The following is a 23,395-nucleotide window of genomic DNA, read 5'->3' on the forward strand; positions in this document are numbered from 1 at the left end:
GAGTCATCCCCGCTGCAGCAGCATGCTCAATTCGAGATCGCGGAACGTCGTGTAATTCCGCCGGATCCATTGATGCAGCTCGGTCGATGAATCCTTTTCCTGGCGCAGATAGCCGGTGAAGGAGAAGTTCAGCCGGTCGATATAGGTCTTCAGGAACACAGGCAGCGCGCGGAAGCGCAACACCCGGCTGGCGGTCATGACCGGCGGCAGCTCGCCGCGCACCACGAATTCGTTGTCGATGACGATCAGCGCGTTCGGCGGGATCGTGCCGAGCAGCGTCTGGTAGCCACGCACCGAGGCGCGGTCGGTATCGGCGACATACAGGATGACCGGCGCGACGCGACGGCGCAGCGCCTCCTTCATCAGCCCGATCTCGTCGCACATTTTGAAGAATTCGTCGAAGGCGTGGTAGCCGAGGTCGATCACCTTGCCGATGCCGTCATTGACGATGACGCGGTCCATCAGCTGCATCTTGCCGTAGGTGTCGATCACGTCCGCGGTTTCGGTGATTCGCGGCAGGTAGTCGAGCAGCGACGGCTCCTTCAGATTGATGTCGTAGCAGACCACGTCGCCGTTCTTGAGCAGCAGGAATTCGCCGAGCAGCCGCGCGATCAGCGTCTTGCCGACCTGCGGGCGGGGCGAGCAGATGATGTAAACGGGCGTGGACGACATCGCCCGCTATATCAGGCCAAATTTTCGCCTAATCCAGCCCCATCAAGGTCGAAGGTCCGACTATTTTTCGCCTTTGGCCGACTTGGCGCCGACGAGATCGGTCAGCTTGATCCGGTCGTACTCGCTCCAGACATTGGCGAGCCAGTGCCGGACGTAGCCGCGCAGCACGAAGGAGTAGTTGGCGGCGTCGTCGTTGATGCCCTTGTTGGCGACGAATTTCAGGAACGGAACCGAGGAGACCTCGACCTGCTCATAGGCCATTTCGTTGAGCTTCGGGATGGTCAGGTCCACGGCATCCTTGATGCGGTGGAAGTAGGAATTGTAGGTCGCCTGGTCCCACTGGAAGAACTGGGTGTCGTTGATGAAGTTCTTCACCAGGAAATATTTCGCGCCGCTCATGAAGTTGGCGGTTTCGGCGATCTCGTCCAGCGAAGCGATCGACGGGCCGAGGATATGGAACACGGCGAAGGTGATCTGGCCGGAACGCGCCGCGTCGAGGAAGCCGATATCGCGCAGCGAGGCCAGCGCGGGCGACAACAGGCCGGCGCGGACGTCGATCACGGTAACCGAGGGCCCCGAGTTCAGCGTGTCGAAGATCTTCATCTGGTCCGCGGTCGTCGTCATGTCGACGATCTCGGTGATGTCAGGATGGAAGCGCTTCAGCGTGCCGCGCGGCGATTCGGTGTCGAACGCCCGGGTCTGCACGTTATTGGCACTGAAATAGTCCAGGAGCGTCCGCGAGACGGTGGTCTTGCCGACCCCGCCCTTGTCGGCGCCCACCACGATCACAACCGGCTTTGCCATGGAAGTCCCTTAAAGCGCGCTCCCGATCGCGATGGCGATCGGCAAGTCCCCACACTGCTTTGGGCGCGAACATGGCAGAAACGAGGGAGAATTCAATTCCTTAAGGCGGCCACGATGGGTTTGGTGGGAATTTCCTTAATGGACTGAGTAGGCTAGGGCGCGATTAGCGGTGTCGTCCCCAAGGGCCCTGGAGAGGACCCAATGGTCCCTGCGTGGGGTTGTTGCCCGGCAGCGCTGGCGGATTGCTCTTCTGTGTCGGCGGCACATCGCCCCATGGGCCATGGGTCGCCGGCGGAGGCTGGTCGCCCGCCGCGGGCGGCTCATCCTGCGGCTCCGTCTCGTCCGACAGCGCCAGCGGTCCGGGATCGTGGCCGCCGGCGTATTTCACCAGGGCATCGACCCGGGACTTCACCGAAGGATGGGTGGCGAACAGGTCGGCAAACCCCTCGCGCGGATTGTCGACGCAGAGTTCCATCACCGCCGAGGTGGCGTCCGGCAGCTCGCCGCGGTTCTCGATCTTGCGCAGCGCCGAGATCATCGCGTCGGGGTTCTTGGTCAGCTCAACCGATCCGGCATCGGCGAGGAATTCGCGCGAGCGCGACAGTGCGAGCTTGACCACCTGCGACAGCAGCCAGGCCAGCAAGATCAGCGCGACCGCGATGATGATCACGATGATCGCGCCGCCGCCCGAGCCCTTGCTGTCGCGGTCCGAGGAGGATGACGAGGAGCGAGAGGATGAAGACGACCAGCCGCCTCCGCCGCCGCTCGAGTTCCACGACAGGTTCGTGAACAGGCGGAAGAACAGCTCGCCGAAGAAGCCGACCACGCCGGCGATGATCACCGCGATCACCATCAGCTGCACGTCGCCGTTTTTGATATGGGTGAGCTCGTGGCCGAGCACGGCCTCGATCTCCTTATCGTTCAGCGCCTTCAACAGGCCTGTGGTGACGGTGATAGCGTATTGACTCCGGTTCAGTCCGGTCGCGAACGCATTCAGCGCCGGGCTGTCCATCACCTTCAGCTTCGGCATCGGGATGCCGCGCGAGATGCAGAGATTTTCCAGGAGATTGTAGAGCCGCGGCTCTTGCTGCCGCGTCACGCTCTCGCCGCCGGTGACGGCATCGATCATCTTCTGGTGGAAGAAATAGGCGATCACGATCCAGGTCGCTGCCGCGATCGTCGCCCACGGGAAGGCCGAGACCAGGTCGCGCGAGGCCCGCGTCAGGTAGTAGTCGACGGTGCGGCCGCTATCGATCATCACCTCCGCGACCAGCGCGCCGGCATAGACCAGCACGTAGATCAGCAGGAACAGGCCGGCAAGTAGCAGCATCGAACGAAACTTGTTCGATGCGATATGCGTGTAGAGACCATAGGCGGCCATGGTGCGCGTCCGCTCTCACCGTCATTCCGGGGCGCGCGGCACGCGCGAACCCCAATGCGCAATTGCGCTTTGTGGAATCTCGAGATTAGTGAGTGAGATGAGATTCCGGGTTCGATGCGTTGCATCGCCCCGGAATGACCGAAGGGGTGTCATCTCGAAGGAAGTAATCAGAACTTCACGCTCGGCGCCGCCTCGACCTCCGTGCGGCTGGCGCCGAGGTCGAAGAAATCCTTGCGGGTGAAGCCGAACATGCCGGCGAACAGCGCGGCCGGCATCTGCTGGATGCCGGTGTTGTATTCCTGGACCGCGTTGTTGAAGAAGCGGCGGCTGGCGGCGATCTTGTTCTCGAGATCGGAGAGCTCGGAGGCGAGCTGCTGGAAATTGGCGTTGGCCTTGAGGTCCGGATAGGCCTCCGACAGCGCGATCAGCCGGCCGAGCGCGCCGGAGAGCTGGTTTTCCGCCGCCGAGACCTGGGCCGGGCCCTGCGCCGACATCGCCGAATTGCGCGCCTTGATGACGTCGTCGAGCGTGCCGCGCTCATGTGCGGCATAACCCTTCACCGTCTCGACCAGGTTCGGGATCAGGTCGTGACGCTGCTTGAGCTGCACGTCGATGTCGGCAAAGGCCTGTCCGACCCGCTGGCTGAGCGCCACGAGGCGGTTGTAGGCGCCGAATGCAAACAGCACGAGAAGCACGATGACGCCGATAACGATCCAGCTGGTCGACATGACGGGGCAGCTCCTGATGGACGAGACGGCGGCACCGTAGCCCAAGATCGGGGCGCAGGGCAGCCCGCCGCGGAAAGGTGGGCAAGCGTTAGTCGAAGGTTGGCCGACATCGGTTCAACATATTCCGTCGTCCCGGCGAAGGCCGGGACCCATGCGCCGCGGCCCGCGGTAGGGGCACAAGCGGCGACGGCTTCACTCACAACAAACTTCGGTGGTTATGGGTCCCGGCGAAGGCCGGGACGACGAGATACCGCATCGCCCCAGCGCCAGCGCCGGGCGCTTGCGTATTCGGCTCTGGCGCGGCGCGGGATCCGCGCAACCGATACGCCCTCGGGCGTGCACAGTTTCGCCGCGATCTCGACCTTGCCGACGTCCGGCTGCGCCAGCACGCGCGATGGCCTGTTCTCAACGCGCGCGCGGCTCAGCGCGACATAGGCGAAGCGCTCGTCCTCGAACGGGACGTCGGCGCCCTTGAGCTGCTTGTGCGCGCGGGAGCGCTGCAGGCGCTGCGAGAAGTGGCACCAATCGGGCGCGACCAGCGGACAGCCGCCGTCATGCGGGCAGGGGGCCACGACATGCGCGCCGGCAGCGATCAATCGCGCGCGGAGTGCGATGATCCGCGCGTAGCCGGCGGGCGTACCGGGCTCGACGACCAGTAGCGTATCGCTGGTCTTCGACCACAGCGCATCGGCCAGCGCCCCGCGCTCGGCATCGCCGAGTTCGCCGATCATGTAGCTGGCGACGACGAGGTCGGCGGGCTCGGCCTTGTCGAGCAGGGCGCGCGCCTCGCCGAGTTGATAGCTGGCGTCGTGCAGGCGAATGCTGCCGTGAAACAGCTCCTCGGCGAGCGTCCGCAACGCGCCGTTGGCATCAAGTAGGGTGAAGTCCCGCAGCGACGTGAACGCTTCCGCGGCGGCCCAGGTCACGGTCCCCGGACCGGCACCGACATCGAGCAGGCGCGCCGGCGCGAAGTCCGGCCTGATCTCCGTCAGGGCGTTGAGGCTCGCTGCGACGGCGGCATAGGTCGCCGGCATCCGCGCCAGCGCATAGGCCAGCGCATCGGTCTCGGTCCTGATCGTCGAGGAGCCGCCGCCCTCGCGATAGGTCTGCGAGATCACCGCCGCGCGGCCGGCGGCGTCGCTGCGCGACAGGCCTTCGAGCCTGGCGTTGAGGGCTGCGCGCAGTTCGGCGGGGAGATCGGGTGAGGTCATGTGACGGACTATCCCACGTCATTGCGAGCGGAGCGAAGCAATCCATAGCGCCGCGTGCTGAGGCATGGATTGCTTCGTCGCTATCGCTCCTCGCAATGACGATGCGGAGGCGCGGGTATCCAGAAAATGACGTCGACGCGTAGGTGCTACGCCTAAGCCACGTTCTGGTCGAGGATGTCCACCGCGCCCTGCAGGTCGACCGACACCAGCTGCGACACGCCGCGCTCGGCCATGGTGACACCGAACAGCCGGTTCATCCGCGCCATCGTGATCGGATTGTGCGTGATGATGATGAAGCGTGTCTCGGTCGAGCCGGTCATCTCGTTCAACAGGGTGCAGAACCGTTCGACGTTGTGGTCGTCGAGCGGCGCGTCGACCTCGTCCAGCACGCAGATCGGCGACGGGTTGGTCAGAAACACCGCGAAGATCAGCGCGAGCGCCGTCAGCGCCTGCTCACCGCCCGAGAGCAGCGAGAGCGTCTGCGGCTTCTTGCCGGGCGGCTTGGCGATGATCTCGAGGCCGGCCTCGAGCGGATCGTCGCTCTCGATCAGATGCAGCGCGGCTTCGCCGCCGCCGAACAGCTCGGTGAACAGCCGCTTGAAGTGGTTGTTAACGGTCTCGAACGAGGTCAGCAGGCGCTCGCGCGCCTCGCGGTTGAGGCTCTGGATGCCCTGGCGCAGCCGCTTGATCGCTTCGACCAGATCGTCGCGTTCGGTGGTCAGCGCGGTGTGCTGGGTCTCGACTTCCTTGAGCTCTTCCTCGGCACGCAAATTGACGGCGCCGAGCCGCTCGCGGTCGCGGCGCAGCTTTTCGAGCTCTTCCTCGACCTGCGTGACCGGCGGCAGCTCCTGGCCGGGTTCGATCTCGGCCATGCCGACGACCGCGCTGGGCTCGACCTCGAGCATGTCGTGGATCTCGCGCTCGATGTCGGCGAGGCGGCGGCGGGTGCCTTCCATACGCTCCTCGGCGCGCGCGGTAGCTTCGCGGGATGAGGACAGCGCTTCGAGCGAGGCCTTGGCGAGGCGATCGGTTTCCGCCATCGCGGCTTCCGCGGTCGCCAGCGCGTCGGCGGCGATGCGGCGATCGCCCTCGGCGTGCTCGATCTCCGTGATCAGCGCGCTGCGCTTCTCGGCGAAGATTTCGGGCGCATTGGCGAGCTCCTCGCGCTCGGCCGACACTTCGGCGATGCGCGCCTCGACGGTCTCGACCTGCGAAGCGGCGCTGGTCTTGCGGTTCTGCCACTCGTTGCGCTCGGCAACGATCGCCTGCACGCGGCGGTCGGCGAGCTCGGCCTCGCGGGCCAGCGCCTGCGCCTCGGCGCGGACTAGTGCCGCGGCCCGGCGCTGGTTGTCGATCTCGGCGCGAACCGCGGCGAGCTGGGCCTCGGTCTCGACACCCGGCGGCAGTTCGGCGAGCGCGGCAGCCGCGCTCTCATATGCGGCTTCGGCCTCGGCGCGGTCGGCGGCGACGCGGCTGTGCGCCTCGGTCAGCGCCGATTTGCGTGCGGCGTGGCGGTTGATCTCGCGCTCGGTGGCGGCATGACGTTCGCGCGCGGCGTCGGCCTCGCGGCGGGCGGCGCGGACGGCTTCGCGCGAGGCGCCCTCGGCGGCGGACGCCGAGCGCAATTCCTCTTCAGCCGTCTCCAGCGCCTGGCGCTTGGTGGAGGCATCGATGCGGGCCTGTTCCAGCTCGTGCTCGATGTCGACAAGACGGGCGCGCTCGGCAAGACGGCGGGCGGCGCCGGTCGGGGCATGCGCGTCGGCGACGAAGCCGTCCCAGCGCCAGACGTCGCCTTCGAGCGACACCAGCCGCTGGCCGGTCTTCAGCTGCGACACCAGCGCCGCGCCGCGTTCCTTGGCCACGACGCCGATCTGGGCCAGGCGGCGCGCCAGTTCCGGCGGCGCCTGGACATGGTCGGCCAGCCGCTCGACGCCATCCGGCAGCGCCGGATCTTCGCCGGCCACGCCTATATTGGTCCAGCGCATCGGCGCCGAGGAATCCACCGGCGCATCGAGGTCGTCGCCAAGCACGGCGCCGATCGCCTTTTCATAGCCCTTGGCGACGGTGATGCCGTCGATGATCGGCGGCCACAGATTCTTGGTCTCGCTGGTGACGAGCTTGGAGATGGTGCGGGCTTCCGTCTCGAGCCGCTGCACGCGCTTCTCGGCTTCGGTGAGCGGATTGCGCGAGGCTTCCAGCGTCTGCCGCGCGGCGGCGTGATGCGCCTCGCTGGTCTGCACGGCGGCCTCGGACTCGGCAAGGGTCTGCTGCGCCATCTCCATGGCGGCGGCCAGCGCGTCGATGTCGCCGAGATTGCCGGTCTCCTGCGCGAGCCTGGATTCCTCGGCCTGGACGTTGGCGATCTCCTGATCGAGCCGCGCCAAGCGGTCGCGATGCGTGCGCACGCCGGCTTCGAGCTGATTGCGCTTGGCGGTGAGATCGGCGAGCTGCGTGGTCAGCTCGGAGAACTGGCGCTCGGTCGCGGCCAGGATCTCCTCGGCCTCAGCGACGCGCTCGTCGACGCCGGAGCGCTTCTCGACGCGCGACTTGATCTCTTCCTTCAGCTCTGCGTCTTCGGTGTCGAGCCGCTGCAGCGCGATGTCGGCATCGGAGGTCTGCTGCTGCTCGCGCGCGATGTCCTGGGCGAATTGGGTGAGACGGCGATCGAGCTCGCCGACGCGCTCCTTGGCGCGCTGCTCCTCGCGGTCGAGCATCTCGCGCGTGTTGGTCAGGCGCTGCAGGCCGGCGGCGGCGCGCGCTTCGGCATCGCGCAGCGCCGGCAATTCGGCGGCGCGGATCGCCTGGATGCGGGCGGATTCGGCCTGCTCGCGGGTGCGCTCGGCCATCTCGCGCACGGAGATATCATGGGTCTGCGCGGCGTCGTTGACGTCGGCATTGGCCTCGATCCAGCGCAGATGGAACAGCATGGCTTCGGACTTGCGCACCTTGGCCGCGACCTCACGGTAGCGGATCGCCTGGCGCGCCTGCTTCTTCAGGCCTTCCATCTGGCCTGTGAGCTGGCCGATCACGTCCTCGACGCGGGTGAGGTTGGTTTCGGCCGCCTTCAGCCGCAGTTCCGCCTCGTGGCGGCGGGCATGCAGACCCGCAACGCCAGCGGCGTCTTCCAGCACGCGACGGCGCTGCTCGGGCTTGGCCTGGATGATCTCGCCGATCTTGCCCTGGTGGACCAGCGCCGGCGAGCGCGCGCCGGTGGCGGCGTCGGCGAACAGAATCTGCACATCTCTTGCACGGACATCGCGGCCGTTGATGCGGTAGACCGAGCCGGCCTCGCGCTCGATGCGGCGGGAGATTTCCAGGAGCTGGCTGTCGTTCACCGCGGCCGGCGCCGAGCGATCGGAATTGTCGATCGTCATCACGACTTCGGCGTGGTTGCGCGCCGGACGGTTGCCGGAACCGGCGAAGATCACCGCGTCCATGTCGGCGGCGCGCAGCGACTTGTGCGAGGTCTCGCCCATCGCCCAGCGCAGCGCTTCGACGAGATTGGATTTGCCGCAGCCGTTCGGTCCGACGACGCCGGTCAGGCCCGGCTCGATCATGAAATCGGTGGGTTCAACGAACGACTTGAAACCGTGCAGGCGGAGGCGCGTGAGCTTCATGTACACAAATCTCGTTTGGCCGGGCGCGAATCTCCCTGCCGTGACAATACCATGGAAGGCAATGTCGGTGTGTGGGTGAGTTGCTGCGTGCAGCTCTCATGAGCGGCGACAATGGCGATGCGAGCGCGTCAGGGCAACCGCTTGAGCAAGCTTTTCCCAAGGGATTTGCAGGGTTTTATGGCCCTTGCATGTCCTCGATGATTCGCATCGCGCGAATCAGGTTTTCAACAACCAAATGATGCGACGGCTGCGTGCCGTGATCGCAAATCATCCACAATTATCGTGCCTCGACTCGAAAGCGAGCCACGAAGACGTCAGGTTCGCGGGCTCCCGATCAGCTCTTCAGCAGCGGATCGATGTGCTTGCTGAATTCCTCGAACGAGGTCTCGCCCTTCAGCATCTCGCCGTTGACGAAGAAGGTCGGCGTCGAGTTCACCTTCAGCACCTCGTTGGCGTATTTCTGGTCGGCCGCGATCTTGTCGAGCAGCTTCTGATCCTTCAGGCAGTCCTCGACCTGCTGCTGGGTGAGGCCGGCCTGCTTGCCGATCCGGGTCAGTGTCTCGGTGGTGTTCTTCACCACCCAGTCGTTCTGCTGGCGGAACAACAGGTCGATCACGGCAAAATACTTCGGCGCGTCGTCCTTGGCGATACAGCGCGCCAGCATCGAGCCGGCGGCGGCCTTGATGTCGAGCGGGAATTCGCGGAACACGTAGCGGACCTTGCCGGGGTCGATGTAGGTCGACTTGATCTTCGGGAACACGGTTTCGTTGAAATTGGCGCAGTGCGGGCAGGTCATCGAGGCGTATTCGATGATGGTTACCTTGGCGTCCTGCGGGCCGAGCCCCATGTCCGGCAGCGACTGCGGCTTGGCGACCTCGGCGGCGGTCTGCGCGAACGCGTCGGTGATCAGGCGCAGCGGCGACAGGCCGGCGAGGGCGGCGAGCCCGGTCAGCGAGAGAGCGGTGGTGAAAGCGCGGCGCGTGATGATCAAGGTCAGCTCCCGGATTGGCGCATTCACGCCACAATGAAGGGGTCCCGAAAAGAAGCCTTCGCTAGCTTGAAACGGCCATTGTGGCAATGCCGCGGTCTCGCGGCTGGCCCGCCGAAAAGCGTCAATTTCGCTTGATCGAGGCACCCAAACGGGCCAGCGCCGCGCGCAGATCGTCGTCCTCGACGGCCGCAAGGTTGGCCGCCTCCCGGGCCACGGTTTTGGCGTCCGGCGGGCGCGGCCGTACCGGGCGGCTGCGGCGCGAGAGCGGCGCCTGTCGGATGGTCAGGCGGCCGACCGCATGCCAGCCGAAGAAGCGGTTCACCCGTTCCAGGATGACGTCGGAGGAGTGCTGGATCTCCAGCGCCATCGGCCCTTCGACCCGCAGCACCAGCGTCGCCGGCTCCTGCGGCTGTCCCTCCACCGGCCGCGGCCACTGCATCTTCAGCGGCTCGCAATAGGCCGCGATCCGCTCGCCCGCGATCTCGGTCCAGCGCGTCACCAATTCGCGCGCGGCAAAGCCCTGCTTGGCATAGGCGTCGGTGAAGACATCGCTGAGCAGGATCGACAGGGGCTTGGCGCTGATCGGGCCGGGTCTGGACATGGGAGGGTTATAGCAGTGGTGGTGATGTGGCTGAAACCGTGTTCATCATTGTGGCGGCGTTTTCCGTGCCGGGCGAAGAAAGACGTGGATGCCCGGGTCAAGCGCGGGCATGACATGGCGAGATGTGGCTTAAGATGCGTTCATGAGTTCTCGCGCTGCCGCCAAAATCAAATCGACCGATCAGCAGGCCGACCGCCCGGCGCGTCTGCTCGCCTGGTATGACCGGCATCGCCGGACGCTGCCGTGGCGCGCGGTGGCGGGGGAGCGGGCCGATCCGTATCGCGTCTGGCTGTCGGAGATCATGCTGCAGCAGACCACGGTACGGGCGGTCGGGCCCTATTTCGAGAAATTCGTGTCGCGCTGGCCCGACGTGACCGCGCTTGGGCGTGCCTCGCTCGACGACGTCCTGAGGATGTGGGCCGGGCTCGGCTATTATTCGCGGGCGCGCAATTTGCACGCCTGCGCGGTCGCGGCGATGGGCGACCACGGCGGGGTGTTTCCGGACACCGAGGAGGGCCTGCGCGCGCTGCCCGGCATCGGGCCGTACACCGCGGCCGCGATCGCCGCCATCGCCTTCGACCGCCGCACCATGCCGGTGGACGGCAACATCGAGCGCGTGGTCAGTCGGCTCTACGCCATCGAGGAGGCGCTGCCGCAGGCCAAGCCGCTGATCAAAGAGATGGCGGCGACATTGCTCGGCCCGTCCCGCGCCGGCGACAGTGCTCAGGCGCTGATGGATTTGGGCGCGACGATCTGCACGCCGAAGAAGCCGGCCTGCGCATTGTGTCCGCTGAATGACGACTGCGCGGCGCGCACGCGCGGCGATCAGGAAACGTTCCCGCGCAAGGCACCGAAGAAGAGCGGCATCTTGCGCCGCGGCGCGGCCTTCGTGGTGACGCGCGGCGGCGAGCTTCTGGTGCGCTCGCGCGCGGAGAAAGGCCTGCTCGGCGGCATGACCGAGGTGCCGGGATCGCAATGGCTGGCCGAGCAGGAGGACGCGGCGGCGCTGGCGCAGGCGCCGGACCTGAAGGGCGTCACGCGCTGGCACCGCAAGGCGGGCGTTGTCACCCACGTGTTCACGCACTTCCCGCTGGAGCTCGTCGTCTACACTGCCAGCGTGCCCGCCGCGGAGCCGCGCGCCGGATGGCATGCGCTGGGTGCCGGTGGCGACGCTGGACGGCGAGGCGTTTCCGAACGTGATGCGCAAGGTCATCGCGCATGGGCTCGATCTCTGACGATGCGATGAATCACATCATCGGCTCATTTTTTTGAGCATGATTTTTTCGGAAAACCGGTTCCCACTTTTCCGGATCATGCTCTGACCTGCTGACACCATGCTGGCAGCAGGGCTTCGCTATCACCTCCGGAAACCGGAGGCCGCCATGATCGCAACCGCACTCGACCGCATTCCGATGCCGCCCGTCGCAAAGCTACTGGGGTGGCGCGTGGTCGACGCCCGTCCGCAGGAGGGCTGGATCAGGATCGTGTTCGACGGCAAGCAGGAGTTTTGCAATCCGGCCGGCTTCATCCAGGGCGGCATGCTCTCGGCGATGCTCGACGACACGATGGGGCCGGCAGTGTTCGTGATGACCGAGGGGCGGCTCTTCACCACGACCATCACGATGACCGTGAATTTCCTGGCGCCGGCAAAGCCCGGACCGATCACCGGCGAGGCGACGGTGACGCAACTCGGCAAGACCATCGCCTTCGTCGAGGGAAAGCTGAGCGCCGCCGACGGCACACTGCTCGCGACCGCGAGCAGCAGCATCCGCCTGGTGGAGGCGGCGCGCGCGCTGCGTTGAAGCCGCGCCTGCATTGGTAGGTCCGTCATGCTGAGGTGCGAGCGGAGCGAGTCTCGAAGCATGCACGGCCACCGGCCGGGCCGTGCACCCTTCGAGACGCCGCTTCGCGGCTCCTCAGGGTGACGGTGATACATAGTGCGCCGCGCTACAACTCAGCCTGCCCGCTGCACGATCGGCGGCTTGGCGTTCAGTCCCTCGACCTGGAAACCGGCGACGCGCTTGTAGTTGGCGGCGATGTCTTCCAGCTCCTGCTGCGACAGCACGTCGGTGACGACCTTGAAGCCGTCAGGCGCGCGCTCCTCGACCAGCTGCATCACCTGCTCCGGGCCGTTGCGGCGATTCAGCATCACGAGGTCCGTGGTCGCAGGCCGCCGCTCGGCCTCATAGGCCGCGAGTGCCGCCTGCGTCGGGCCATGCGCCAGAATCTCGCGCGTCAGCACGCGCGCATCCAGGATCGCCTGCGAGGCGCCGTTGGAGCCGATCGGATACATCGGATGCGCGGCATCGCCCATCAGCGTGACGCGGCCAAAGGTCCATTGCGGGATCGGATCGCGATCGACCAGCGGATATTCGTAGGCATGCGGACAGTTCCGGATCAGGCCGGGGACATCGAGCCAGTCGAAATTCCAGCTCTCGAACCACGGCAGGAACTCGTCGAGCTTTGCGGTCCGGTTGTAGTCCTCGCGGCGCCATTGATAGGTCGGCGGCATGTGTCGCTCGGCGACCCAGTTGATGTCGAACTTGCCGTCGGGGCCTGCCTCCTTCGAGATCGGGTAGCAGACGAATTTCAGGATCTCGTGGCCGGCCATGATCATGGTGCGGCCGGTCAGGAAGGCATCGCCGCGGGTGATGCCGCGCCACAGGATGCGGCCGTTCCAGATCGGCGGCCCCTCCTGCGGATAGAGCTTCTCGCGCACCGCCGAATGGATGCCGTCGGCGGCGATCAGCACCACGCCGTCATAGCTGCCGGCGGGCTTGCCGGTGGCGCGATCGATGAAATCGGCGCGGACGCCGTCGGCGGTCTCGGTCCAGCCGGTGAGGTGATGGCTGGTGAGAATGTTCGCAGCCCCCAGCCGTTCGGTCGCGGCATCGAGCAGCAGCTGTTGCAGCCGGCCGCGATGGATCGAGAATTGCGGCCATTTGTAGCCGGCCTCGAGCCCGCGCGGCTCGCTCCAGATCGGCTTGCCGTGCTTTGAGAAATAGGCGAGCTCGCGGGTGCGCACCGCTGAAGCGTCGAGCACATCGTGCAGGCCGAGCTCGATCAGTTCGCGCACCGCATGCGGCAGCACGTTGATGCCGACGCCGAGCGGCCGCAGCTCGGGCACGCTCTCGAAGACGCGGGCCGGCACGCCGATCTGGTGCAGGCTGAGCGCCAGCGTCAGCCCGCCAATTCCGCCACCTGCAATGAGCACAGTCATGAAAGATCCCCTCGATTGGCCATGGTCATCGCACGACGGCACCGCCGCGGGCAAGGTCCGCGGCGCGCGGGGTGGACGGCAAAGGGGGCTACCGCTAACCTCCGCGCCGTCAGAACAAGAACCAGAGCCGCGTTCGCAACGAACCGACAAGGCTCGGAGAGGACAGCAACATGCTCAAGCTCTATTTTGCTCCCGGCACCTGCGCGCTCGCGTCCCACATCGCGCTGGCCGAGGCCGGCGCGCCCTACACGACCGAGAAGATCGACTTCAAGACCAACCAGCAGAACAGCCCGGAATACCTGAAGATCAATCCGAAGGGCCGCGTGCCTACTTTGGTGACCGATCGCGGCGTGCTGACCGAGACGCCGGCGATGCTGGCCTACATCGCGCAGACCTTTCCGCAGGCGAAGCTCGCGCCCGACGACGCCTTCGAATTCGCCAGGCTGCAGGCCTTCAACTCCTATCTGTGCTCGACGGTGCACATCTGCCACGCCCACAAGATGCGCGGTCCGCGCTGGGCGACACAGGAGACGTCGTTCGCCGACATGAAGGCGATGGTGCCGAAGACCATGGGCGCCTGCTTCAACCTGATCGAGCGCGACATGCTGAAGGGCCCGTGGGTGATGGGCGAGAATTACACCGTCAGTGACGCCTATCTCTACACGCTGACCCTGTGGCTCGACGGCGACGGCGTCGACATCGCAACGCTGCCCAAGGTGAAGGCGCATCGCGCGGCGATGGAGAGCCGCCCGGCGGTGCAGAAGGTGCTGGCGGAGCAGAGGGCGTAAGGCCCAAAAATTCGGTGTCGTCCCGGGCAAGCGCAGCGCGACCCGGGACCCATAACCACTAAGGATCGTTGTTACGCGACGTTGGGGCCGCAGCCCGCTCTCACAACGCAACCCTGTGGTTATGGGTCCCGGCCTTCGCCGGGACGACGTGTGGAGAGAGCTGGGCTACACCTTCCCCGTCTCCAGCTCGCGTCCGGTCTCCAGTATCAGCTTGCGCAGCCACAGCGAGCCCGGGTCCAACTGGGCACGGGTCGGATAGAACATGTGCTGCTCGTCGATCCCTGGATCGAGCGGCGGCGTCACCGTCATCAACGACAATTGCTTCGACAGCGCCGAGATCAGCCGGCGCGGCACAAAGGCGACGAGGTCGGTGCGCGCGGTGACGTGCAGCGCCTCGATATAACCCGGCACCACCAGCGCGATCCGCCGCTCGATGCCCTTGGCGCGCAGCCAGCTGTCGATCAGGTCCTCGTTCTGGCCGCGGATGATCACGGCGACATGGCGCGCGGCGAGGAACGCCTCGCGATTCTTCAGCTTCGTGCCGACGCCGTGGCCGCGCCGCACCGCGAGTGCATCGCTGTCGGTGTAGAGCCGCTGGCGGTGAAAGCCCTTGAAGGAGTCGCCGATCGAGATCACGAGATCGATGGTGCGGGCGAATTCGGGCGTGAAGATCGCAGGTCCCCGCCACGGCACCACGTCGATGGTGACGTTCGGCGCGATCTGCGTCACCTTCTCCATCAGCGGCGGCATCAGGAGCTCGACCGCGAGGTCGGGCATCATCAGGCGAAAGTGCCGGTCGCTGCGCGCGGCGTCGAAATCGTCGGAGACGAACAGCGCGCGCACCTGGTCGAGCGCATGGGCCAGCGGCGAGCGCAATGCCTGCGCCCGCGGCGTCAGCTCCATCCGCGCGCCGGTGCGCACCAAAAGCGGATCGCCGATCAGGTCGCGCAGCCGCTGCAGCGCGTGGCTGGTCGCCGGTTGCGACAGATTGAGCCGCATCGCCGCGCGGCTGACATTGGCTTCGCGCAGCAGGGCGTCGAGCGCGACCAGCAGATTGAGGTCAAGCGAATTCAAATTCATCGAGTGAATATATATCATACTACCTATCGATTGGAAGAATGCGCGCAGGCGCCGCAGGATTGCGGGCAAGGCGTTTTTCACGAGAGCCGAAGACCGCATCGCGTGAGGAAACGCCTGAAATCAGGGTCTATCAATCGCAAGGAGACGCGCCATGAGCGCAGCCGACAACAAGAAACTGGTGCAGGAGATGTTCGTGATCGCAGGCAGTCCCGATCCTGCGGTGCGCGAGAACTCGCTGTTCATGGCAACGCTTGCCGACGACGCGATCTGGACCGTGACCGGGCAATATTCCTGGTCGCGTACCTTCACCGGCAAGCAGTCGATCATCAACGATCTGCACGGCCATGTCCGCTCGAAACTGGTCGAGCGCGGCCGCACCGTCGCCCATCGCATCATCGCCGACGGCGACATCGTCGTGATCGAGGCCAAGGGCGACAACCTCACCAAGCAAGGTCAGCGCTACGACAACGACTATTGCCTGGTGTTCCGTTTCGACGGTGGTCGGATCAAGGAGGTGCGGGAATATTGCGACTCGGTCCTGACCGAGAAGGCGCTCGGCGCGTTTCCGGCGTAGCGGTCCGCCGCCAACGGACGGCACAAACGAAGACGGCGCCCATCCGGGCGCCGTCGTCTTGCCGTCGTGTGGATTGGCTTACGCCACCTTGGACTTGAGGTGGCCGAACATGATGTCGCGCGCCGCGTCGTCCATCTCGGCCTTGAAGGTGTGCTTGTCCTTCAGCGCGATCGCGCGCGCCGCCGCCGGCCGCGCCGAGATCTCGTCGACCAGCCGCTTGACGTTCGGATATTTGGCGTAGCCTTCCTCGCCGAGGATGAACGCCGCCATCCGCGCCCAGCCCCAGAACGCCATGTCGACGATCGTGTAGCTGTCGCCGACCATGTAGCGCTGTTTCGCCAGGTGATCGTCGAGGATCTTGTAATGGCGGTGCGCCTCGTACTGGTAGCGGTTGTTGGCGTAGTCGAGATCCTTCGGCGCGAAGTGCTTGAAGTGCACGGCCTGGCCGGAATAGGGGCCGAGGCCGGTCGCGATGAACATCAGCCAGGACAGCGTCGCGGCGCGATTGGCCGGCGTATTGGCGGGCAGGAACTTGCCGTGCTCCTCGGCGAGGTAGAGCAGGATCGCGTTCGAATCGAACACCAGCACGCCGTCATCGTCGATCGCCGGCACCTTGCCGTTCGGGTTGACCTTGAGGAATTCCGGCGCGAACTGCTCGCCCTTGCGGGTATCGACCGGGATCGCCTCGAACGGCAGGCCGGACTCTTCGAGGAACAGCGCGACCTTGTTCGGGTTCGGCGCACCATTGAAATAGAATTTGATCATGAAGGGACTCCCTTGGTTCTTGTAGCCGGCGAGATCGCGACGCGGCGGGGAAGGCCGCAGACCGGCTCCTCTTGCGCAAATTTCACGCCGCGGCGCAAGCGACGAGTTTGTGAATCAGGGTCGCGTGGCGCGCTGGTCAGCCGGCCCAGAAGAAGCCCAGGATACCCGCGACGACCAGCGCGATGCCCGCGACGTTCAGCGCGGCGGCGGAGCGGGTCGCAGCACGCAAATGGGAGACCTGCGCCGCGCGTTCTGATCCCCGCGCGTAGCCATGGACGATGATCTCTTCATTGAACTCGCCATGCGCCTCGAGGGCGAGCGTCAGGCCGACGCAGACGAGCAGGATGCCGAAAATGATCAGGCCGAAGAATCCGAGCAGGCCGATCAGCAGCATCGGAAACATGCCGAGCAGGAAGACCGGCAGCAGCGGCACCAGCAGCAATGTCTCGGATTTTCTGCGCATCGGGCGACCAGTCGAAGCGGCAAGTGGTGGGACCGAATCTAGTCCCGCCGTCGCGGCGCAACAAGGCGGGCCGCATTCAAGACGGCGTCATCTTTCCCAACGTGTCATTCCCCGGTGCGCAATTGCGCATCTGAGGGCGCCGGGAAGCGGCGAGCCCGGAATGACGAGGAAGATTAGTCGGCTTGCCTCAGCCCGCCGCCATCTCGGAGCGGATCTCGGCGCGCAGCTCGTCGATCAGCCGCAGGCCGCTCTTGGTCTCGACGTGCCAGAAGGTCCAGCCGTTGCAGGCGCCGGAGCCCTGCGCGACCGCGCCGATGCGGTGGATCGAGCCGACCTTGTCGCCGAGCATGATGGCGCCGTCGGCGCGCACCAGGGCGCCGTGGCGCTTCTTGGCGTCGACCAGCCTGGCGCCCGGCACGATCATGCCGCGTTCGATCAGTTCGGAGAACGCCACCCGCGGTGCCTCGCGCGCGGTCATGAACGGCGCCAGCGTTGCTTCCGGCAGCGGCTCGATCGCGGCGATGCGCGCCTCGGCGGCGGCGGCATAGGCCTTGTCGCGCTCGAAGCCGATATAGCTGCGGCCGAGGCGCTTGGCGACGGCGCCGGTGGTGCCGGTGCCGTTGAACGGATCGATCACGAGATCGCCGGGCTTCGAGGACGACAGCAACACGCGGGCGAGCAGCTGCTCGGGCTTCTGCGTCGGATGCACCTTCTTGCCGTCGCCGTCCTTGAGGCGCTCCTCGCCGGTGCACAGCGGGATCAGCCAGTCGGAGCGTGCCTGCACGTCCTCATTGGACGCCTTCAGCGCTTCGTAATTGAAGGTGTAGCCCTTGGCCTTCTCGTCGCGCGCGGCCCAGATCATGGTCTCGTGCGCATTGGTGAAGCGGCGGCCGCGGAAATTCGGCATCGGATTGGACTTGCGCCACACGATATCGTTCAGGAGCCAGAAGCCGAGGTCCTGCATGATCGCGCCGACGCGGAAGATGTTGTGATAGGAGCCGATCACCCACAGCGTTGCCGACGGCTTCATCACGCGGCGGCAGGCCAGCAGCCAGGCGCGGGTGAAATCGTCGTAGGCAGCGAACGACGAGAACTTGTCCCAGTCGTCGTTGACGGCATCGACATGCGACTCATCGGGGCGCTTGAGGTCGCCCTTGAGCTGCAGATTGTAGGGAGGATCCGCGAAGACCAGGTCGACCGAGCCGGCCTGAAGCTTCGACAATTCGGCCACGCAATCGCCAATGACGATGTGGCTCGATGGGGCACTCTCAAATTTAGTGCGGGGCGCCCTTGCAGACGCCCCGCGACGCGACACTACCATGACTCAAGAACTCTGACTCAGGCGACGCTGTCGGCGACGCGGGACTAAACAACCGACTGGCGTCACATTGACCCGGCAAAGTAAAAATCGACTTAATTGGAAATCTTCATGCAAAAGATTGCAGCATCTTTTGCGCGGCACGTCGCGATGCCACCGGCGTTGTGCTGCAACATCAGCGCGTTCGGCGAAAAAATTTGCGGATCATCAAACCGGCACGATTCGCGCGGTAAATTTGCGCTCATTGGCAACCGTTTGCACCGCAAGGGATGCGCCTCTTCCGGACTAGGCAATTATTGCCGGGCAGGATATTGATTAACAGAATGGAAATTTTAAGTTGGAGTGTCCCGCGTCGGGTCGCCGACTGGAATGAAGGGAAACCACCATGCGCTATGATGATTTCCGCCGCAGCGACGACATCGAAGATCGTCGCGATGAAGGCGGGATGGGCGGAGGGGGCGGTGGCGGCTTCGGCGTTCCGATGGGTGGTGGCGGGCTCGGCATCGGTACCATCATCGTGCTCGGCTTGCTCGGCTATGCCTTCGGCATCGACCCGCGCATCCTGATCGGCGGCGCCGAGATTCTCACCGGCGGCGGCCAGGCGCCGACCTACCAGACCGACCGGCAGTCGTCAGGCGGCCAGGCCAAGCGCGGCGCCCCGACCGACGAGATGGGCAGCATGATCGCCGGCATCCTGGGTGAGATCGACGATCGCTGGAGCGAGATCTTCAAGGCCAGCGGGCAGACCTACACCGGTCCGAAGATCGTGCTGTTCCGCAATGCCACGAATGGCGGCCGCTGCGGCATGGCGCAGTCGGCGATGGGACCGTTCTACTGCCCGCCGGACAAGACCATCTTCCTCGACACCGGCTTCTTCCGCGAGGTCGAGACGCGCTTCCGCGGCTGCTCGGGCAACGCCTGCAAGTTCACCGCGGCCTATATCATCGCGCATGAGGCCGGCCATCACATCCAGAACCTGCTCGGCATCATTCCGCGCGTGAATCGGCTGCAGCAGCAGGCCGGCAGCAAGGCCGAGGCCAACGCGCTGCAGGTCAAGGTCGAGCTGCAGGCCGATTGCCTTTCCGGCGTCTGGGTCAACCGCGAGGAGAAGAAGCGGCCGGGCTTCCTCGAGGCCGGCGACATCGACGCCGCGCTGACCACCGCGAACGCGATCGGCGACGACACGCTGCAGCGGCAGGCGACGGGCAGGGTGGTGCCTGATTCCTTCACCCACGGCTCCGCCGCGCAGCGCAAGGAGTGGTTCATGAGGGGCTACCAGCAGGGCACCGTGCAGGCCTGCAACACGTTCGGCGGTAGCTTGTAGCCGTGTGCCGGTAGCGTCATCCCCGGATGAGCGCGAACGCGCTCACTCGGGATATGTTCGCCTGTTGGCGAGCCTCGAAGGATGACGGAAGCCCGTGGCCCATCCTGAGGTGCTCGCCCAGTGATGCAAGTGCACCGCGAGGCGAGCACCTCAGGATGTCGTCAGCGGGATGGAAAGAGGTGCAAATGTCCTCACTCGACGAATCCAAATCATTCATCCCGCTCAATATCGCGGTACTGACGATTTCCGACACCCGCTCGCTGGCGGATGACAAGTCGGGCACCACGCTGGCCGACCGTCTCACCGCGGCCGGCCACAAGCTCGCGGCGCGCGAGATCGTCACCGACGATGTCGAGGCGATCAGAGCCGTGATCCGGCGCTGGATCGCCGATCCCGCTGTCGACGCCGTCATCACCACCGGCGGCACCGGCTTCACCGGCCGCGACGTGACGCCGGAGGCGGTCGAGCCATTGTTCGAGAAGCGGATGGACGGCTTTTCGATCGCCTTCCACATGCTGAGCCACGCCAAGATCGGGGCGTCGACTGTCCAGAGCCGCGCCACCGCTGGCGTTGCGGGCGCGACCTTCATCTTCTGCCTGCCCGGCTCGCCCGGCGCCTGCCGCGACGGCTGGGACGGCATTTTGGCGGCGCAACTCGACTACCGCACGCGCCCCTGCAATTTCGTCGAGATCATGCCGCGGCTGGATGAACATCTGCGCCGCCCGAAGGCGAAAGGCGCGAGCGCTTAGCCTCCCTCATTCCGGGGCGTGCGAAGCGCGAACCCGGAATCCAGAGATTGTGGCGCGAGATGCCGGGTTCGATGCTGCGCATCGCCCCGGAATGACGCCGGAGGGTAAAGAGCCCTATAACTCCAGCTCCCAGGTCTCGCCGACTAGGTCGACGCCAAAGCTGTGGTGCTTTTCTTCCTTGACCCGCTCGAAGCCGGCACGGGCGTAGATGCCGCGCGCGGCGACCAGGATGCTCTGGGTCCACAGCGTCATCTTCTTGTAACCCTTCTCGCGCGCGGCGCGGATGCATTGCTCGACCAGTGCGCGGCCGACGCCGAGCCCGCGCGCCTTTTCTTCCACCAGCAGCAGGCGCAGCTTGGCGACCCCGTCGCCGCCGTCGACCAGGAAGACCGAGCCGACCGGCTCGCCGTCGACCTCCGCGATCCAGCAATGCTCGCGCGCCGGATCGAACGATCGCAGAAACTGCGCGCAGATCTCGGCCACCAACGCCTCGTAGCTAATGTCCCAGCCATACTCCTCCGCGTAGGCTTGTCCCTGCCGCGAGACGACCCAACCCATGTCGCCGACGCGATGGCTGCGCAGCAGGAAGCCGACCGGTTTCTCGGCCGGCGGCTCCAGCGATTGCTCGATCGTGCCCATGGCGCGCACCACCGCGGCGCGACGGTCGCCGTCCATCTGCTTCAATAGCGTCCCGACCTCGCTGCGCGAGCGGCAGTCGAGATCGGCGGCAGCAGTGCGGCCCTTGGCGGTGAGGGCCACCTCGTTGACGCGCTTGTCGGCCTTCGATGGCTTCCGCGTCACGATCTGGCGCCTTTGCAGCGCCGCCAGCGTGCGGCTGACGAAGCCGGCATCGAGGTCGAGATCGCGCACCAGATCGGTTGCGGTGCAATTTTCGCGGTGCGCGAGCTCGTAGATGATCCGCGCTTCCTGCAGCGTGAATGGTGAGTGCAACAGCTTCGGCTCGATGATGCCGAGCTTGCGGGTATAGAACCGGCTGAAGCCGCGGACCGCGGCGACCTGGCTCTCGAGCGTGGTGTCATGGAAGTTTGATTTCATCAAGCATATTATTTGACGGAATCAAATAATCCGCAAGCGCTTTGTTCAGGCCACCATGATCCGGCTCCGCAGCATGGTGCGGGAGGAACGGCCGAGCCGGCGCAGCAGGCGCGCCTCGGAGCGGCGGGCATCGGGCCGGTAGCCGCCGATCCGCTCGTAATGCTCGCGCGCGATCAAAAGGCCCTGTTCGGCCGAGGGCCCGGTGATCATCCGGGCAACGAATTTGAGGCCGTCGCGCAGGCCCGGGTCGGTGTAGGGTGCGCGGGCGTGGCGGAAGATGCCGGCGCGGTCCTTGCCGCTGGCCGCCACCATCTGGATGAACTGGGTGGTTTCCTCGATCCAGCCGGCATCGAGCACGGCGCCCGGATGCAGGAACATCAGCCAGGGCGACCGCGCCTGCCGCGCGCCTGCCGCAAGCGCGGCGGCGCGCGTGCCCTCGAAGCGCAGGAAGCGGCAGCCGGCGACGTCGGCGACGCGCTCCATCACATCGCTGTGGCTGCGGTCGACCAGCAGCACTTCGCGGATGACGCCCGCGGCCGCGCCCGGCACCAGCGCCGCCAATGTTACGACCGCGGTGCGCTCGACGCCGTCGGTTGGAATTATCACGCTCAGCATGATTTTGAGGCTTCGATGGCTCAAACGGTGGAGAAACTCCGGCCGTGTTATCACCTTGTCATATTCAAAGCAGCCTGTTCGCCTGCAGAATTTTGTAGCGAGGTTTTGTGGAATTTCTCCGTTCATGTTCTTGATTTGTTCTCGTGCTGTGTTAGCTTCAAAGCATGAGCCGAGCATCCTCTCATGCCCTCAAGCACCCGCCGGTAACGGCGCCCTCCGATAACCCGGCGGGTGCACCTTCCCCTTTTCCCGAGCTTGCGGTCGCGATCGAGCGCGAGCGGCGGCGCGGCCGCGGCGCGCAGTCCAACGCCAGCGGCCGCTACGAGGCCGAGGCGCGCGTTGCCTTCGACGACGGCTGGCAGAGCCTCGAGGACCTGCCGCCATTTGCGACCAGCGTGGCGCTCGACACCTCGCGCAAGGTGATCACCCGCAACGACTCGCCCGACATCGGCTTCGACCGCTCGATCAATCCGTATCGCGGCTGTGAGCACGGCTGCGTCTATTGCTTCGCGCGGCCGACCCACGCCTATCTCGGCCTGTCGCCGGGGCTGGACTTCGAATCGAAGCTGTTCGCCAAGCCGGACGCACCCGCGCTGCTCGAGAAGGAGCTGGCGGCACCGGACTACGAGGCGCGGATGATCGCGATCGGCACCAACACCGATCCCTATCAGCCGATCGAGCGCGACCGGAAGATCATGCGCGGCATCCTCGAGGTGCTGGAGCGCGCCGGCCATCCGGTCGGCATCGTCACCAAGTCGGCGCTGGTCACCCGCGACATCGACATCCTGGCACGTATGGCCAAGCGCAATCTCGCCAAGGTCGCGCTCTCGGTGACGACGCTCGACCCGAAACTCGCCCGCACCATGGAGCCGCGCGCCTCGACCCCGCCGAAGCGGCTCGAGGCGATCAAGCGGCTCACGGATGCCGGCATCCCGACCACGGTGATGGTCGCACCCGTGATCCCGGCGCTGAACGATTCCGAGATCGAGCGCATCCTCGATGCCGCCGCACATGCCGGCGCCAGGGAGGCGAGCTATGTGCTGCTGCGGCTGCCGCTCGAGGTGCGCGATCTGTTCCGCGAATGGCTGATGGCCAACTATCCCGATCGCTACCGTCACGTCTTCACGCTGATCCGCGACATGCGCGGTGGCCGCGACTACGACTCGCAATGGGGCACGCGGATGAAGGGCACCGGCCCGATGGCCTGGATGATCGGCCGCCGCTTCGAGATCGCCTGCGAAAAGCTCGGCCTCAACAAGCGGCGGACCAAGCTGACCACCGATCACTTCGCCAAGCCGAAGCGCAGCGGGCAACAGCTGAGCTTGTTTTAGGTGCCAGCAAGTGATGATCGTCATTGCGAGGAGCGAAGCGACGAAGCAATCCATGCATCCGAATATGTGGAACAATGGATTGCGTCGCTTCGCTCGCAACGACGGGA

Annotated in this window: 22 protein-coding genes and 1 pseudogene; 8 read left to right on the forward strand and 15 right to left on the reverse strand. The window is 65.7% G+C overall.

Annotation, left to right across the window (positions count from 1 at the left end; all coding sequences use genetic code 11):
* Positions 1–3 precede the first annotated feature (3 nt).
* The 8 genes from ACVWZM_RS28985 to ACVWZM_RS29020 all read right to left on the reverse strand — a co-directional run bounded on the left by ACVWZM_RS28985 (position 4) and on the right by ACVWZM_RS29020 (position 10,005).
* A complete protein-coding gene (locus tag ACVWZM_RS28985; RefSeq protein ID WP_057016987.1) occupies positions 4–672 on the reverse strand; it encodes a P-loop NTPase family protein in 669 nt (222 codons plus the stop codon).
* 60 nt (positions 673–732) lie between these two features.
* Complete coding sequence (locus tag ACVWZM_RS28990) at positions 733–1,476, reverse strand: P-loop NTPase family protein (RefSeq protein WP_016839706.1); 744 nt, start codon at positions 1,474–1,476, stop codon at positions 733–735.
* A 163-nt stretch (positions 1,477–1,639) separates the two neighbouring features.
* A complete protein-coding gene (locus tag ACVWZM_RS28995) occupies positions 1,640–2,857 on the reverse strand; it encodes a M48 family metalloprotease (RefSeq protein WP_168855842.1) in 1,218 nt (405 codons plus the stop codon).
* 167 nt (positions 2,858–3,024) lie between these two features.
* Complete coding sequence (locus ACVWZM_RS29000; RefSeq protein ID WP_016839704.1) at positions 3,025–3,585, reverse strand: LemA family protein; 561 nt, start codon at positions 3,583–3,585, stop codon at positions 3,025–3,027.
* 215 nt (positions 3,586–3,800) lie between these two features.
* Positions 3,801–4,796, reverse strand: a complete 996-nt coding sequence (locus ACVWZM_RS29005) for a small ribosomal subunit Rsm22 family protein (protein ID WP_168855841.1) — start codon at positions 4,794–4,796, stop codon at positions 3,801–3,803.
* Positions 4,797–4,948: 152 nt separating this feature from the next.
* On the reverse strand, positions 4,949–8,413 hold the full coding sequence (gene smc, locus ACVWZM_RS29010; protein WP_168855840.1) for a chromosome segregation protein SMC: 3,465 nt from the start codon (positions 8,411–8,413) through the stop codon (positions 4,949–4,951).
* 334 nt (positions 8,414–8,747) lie between these two features.
* The gene (locus ACVWZM_RS29015) at positions 8,748–9,404 is read right to left on the reverse strand and encodes a DsbA family protein (RefSeq protein WP_076830481.1); all 657 of its coding nucleotides are present in this window, start codon (positions 9,402–9,404) and stop codon (positions 8,748–8,750) included.
* A gap of 121 nt (positions 9,405–9,525) precedes the next feature.
* Positions 9,526–10,005 carry a DUF721 domain-containing protein gene (locus ACVWZM_RS29020; protein ID WP_028334785.1) on the reverse strand — a complete coding sequence of 160 codons (480 nt, stop codon included), beginning with the start codon at positions 10,003–10,005 and terminating at the stop codon, positions 9,526–9,528.
* A gap of 114 nt (positions 10,006–10,119) precedes the next feature.
* Here ACVWZM_RS29020 and mutY point away from each other — a divergent pair.
* Positions 10,120–11,240, forward strand: a pseudogene (gene mutY, locus ACVWZM_RS29025) (A/G-specific adenine glycosylase).
* 147 nt (positions 11,241–11,387) lie between these two features.
* Positions 11,388–11,807, forward strand: coding sequence for a PaaI family thioesterase (locus ACVWZM_RS29030; RefSeq protein ID WP_076830297.1), 420 nt, complete (start codon positions 11,388–11,390; stop codon positions 11,805–11,807).
* 152 nt (positions 11,808–11,959) lie between these two features.
* Here the strand turns inward: ACVWZM_RS29030 and ACVWZM_RS29035 are convergent, their stop codons facing one another.
* On the reverse strand, positions 11,960–13,225 hold the full coding sequence (locus tag ACVWZM_RS29035; protein WP_076830300.1) for a flavin-dependent oxidoreductase: 1,266 nt from the start codon (positions 13,223–13,225) through the stop codon (positions 11,960–11,962).
* 170 nt (positions 13,226–13,395) lie between these two features.
* Here ACVWZM_RS29035 and ACVWZM_RS29040 point away from each other — a divergent pair, with 170 nt between their 5' ends.
* Positions 13,396–14,013 carry a glutathione S-transferase family protein gene (locus ACVWZM_RS29040; protein ID WP_076830302.1) on the forward strand — a complete coding sequence of 206 codons (618 nt, stop codon included), beginning with the start codon at positions 13,396–13,398 and terminating at the stop codon, positions 14,011–14,013.
* 165 nt (positions 14,014–14,178) lie between these two features.
* Here the strand turns inward: ACVWZM_RS29040 and ACVWZM_RS29045 are convergent, their stop codons facing one another.
* Positions 14,179–15,093 (reverse strand): LysR family transcriptional regulator, encoded by a 915-nt coding sequence (locus ACVWZM_RS29045; protein ID WP_456855424.1) that lies wholly within the window; start codon positions 15,091–15,093, stop codon positions 14,179–14,181.
* 151 nt (positions 15,094–15,244) lie between these two features.
* Between ACVWZM_RS29045 and ACVWZM_RS29050 the strand changes: the two genes are divergently transcribed.
* Entirely contained in the window at positions 15,245–15,667 is a 423-nt protein-coding gene (locus tag ACVWZM_RS29050; protein WP_057016996.1) for a nuclear transport factor 2 family protein, read from the forward strand.
* Between the two features lie 78 nt (positions 15,668–15,745).
* Here ACVWZM_RS29050 and ACVWZM_RS29055 read toward each other — a convergent pair whose 3' ends face one another.
* The 3 genes from ACVWZM_RS29055 to ACVWZM_RS29065 all read right to left on the reverse strand — a co-directional run bounded on the left by ACVWZM_RS29055 (position 15,746) and on the right by ACVWZM_RS29065 (position 18,216).
* Complete coding sequence (locus ACVWZM_RS29055; protein WP_028334792.1) at positions 15,746–16,432, reverse strand: glutathione S-transferase family protein; 687 nt, start codon at positions 16,430–16,432, stop codon at positions 15,746–15,748.
* A 136-nt stretch (positions 16,433–16,568) separates the two neighbouring features.
* Positions 16,569–16,895 carry a hypothetical protein gene (locus ACVWZM_RS29060; protein WP_076830307.1) on the reverse strand — a complete coding sequence of 109 codons (327 nt, stop codon included), beginning with the start codon at positions 16,893–16,895 and terminating at the stop codon, positions 16,569–16,571.
* A gap of 187 nt (positions 16,896–17,082) precedes the next feature.
* A complete protein-coding gene (locus ACVWZM_RS29065) occupies positions 17,083–18,216 on the reverse strand; it encodes a site-specific DNA-methyltransferase (RefSeq protein ID WP_057016998.1) in 1,134 nt (377 codons plus the stop codon).
* A gap of 108 nt (positions 18,217–18,324) precedes the next feature.
* Here ACVWZM_RS29065 and ACVWZM_RS29070 point away from each other — a divergent pair, with 108 nt between their 5' ends.
* The 3 genes from ACVWZM_RS29070 (at position 18,325) to moaB (ending at position 20,286) form a co-directional block, all read left to right on the forward strand.
* Positions 18,325–18,528 (forward strand): hypothetical protein, encoded by a 204-nt coding sequence (locus ACVWZM_RS29070; protein ID WP_156436184.1) that lies wholly within the window; start codon positions 18,325–18,327, stop codon positions 18,526–18,528.
* 70 nt (positions 18,529–18,598) lie between these two features.
* Positions 18,599–19,537, forward strand: a complete 939-nt coding sequence (ypfJ, locus tag ACVWZM_RS29075; protein ID WP_057016999.1) for a KPN_02809 family neutral zinc metallopeptidase — start codon at positions 18,599–18,601, stop codon at positions 19,535–19,537.
* Between the two features lie 185 nt (positions 19,538–19,722).
* Complete coding sequence (gene moaB, locus ACVWZM_RS29080; RefSeq protein WP_076830310.1) at positions 19,723–20,286, forward strand: molybdenum cofactor biosynthesis protein B; 564 nt, start codon at positions 19,723–19,725, stop codon at positions 20,284–20,286.
* Positions 20,287–20,400: 114 nt separating this feature from the next.
* Here the strand turns inward: moaB and ACVWZM_RS29085 are convergent, their stop codons facing one another.
* Together ACVWZM_RS29085 and ACVWZM_RS29090 are read right to left on the reverse strand one after the other, a co-directional pair.
* Positions 20,401–21,342 carry a bifunctional helix-turn-helix transcriptional regulator/GNAT family N-acetyltransferase gene (locus ACVWZM_RS29085; RefSeq protein WP_076830312.1) on the reverse strand — a complete coding sequence of 314 codons (942 nt, stop codon included), beginning with the start codon at positions 21,340–21,342 and terminating at the stop codon, positions 20,401–20,403.
* Between the two features lie 45 nt (positions 21,343–21,387).
* The gene (locus ACVWZM_RS29090) at positions 21,388–21,957 is read right to left on the reverse strand and encodes a glycosyltransferase family protein (protein ID WP_076830315.1); all 570 of its coding nucleotides are present in this window, start codon (positions 21,955–21,957) and stop codon (positions 21,388–21,390) included.
* A gap of 164 nt (positions 21,958–22,121) precedes the next feature.
* On the opposite strand from ACVWZM_RS29090, the gene ACVWZM_RS29095 reads away from it, so the two are divergent.
* Entirely contained in the window at positions 22,122–23,288 is a 1,167-nt protein-coding gene (locus tag ACVWZM_RS29095) for a PA0069 family radical SAM protein (RefSeq protein ID WP_253625579.1), read from the forward strand.
* The last annotated feature ends 107 nt before the right edge of the window (positions 23,289–23,395 follow it).

Source organism: Bradyrhizobium sp. USDA 4501 (assembly GCF_054062115.1).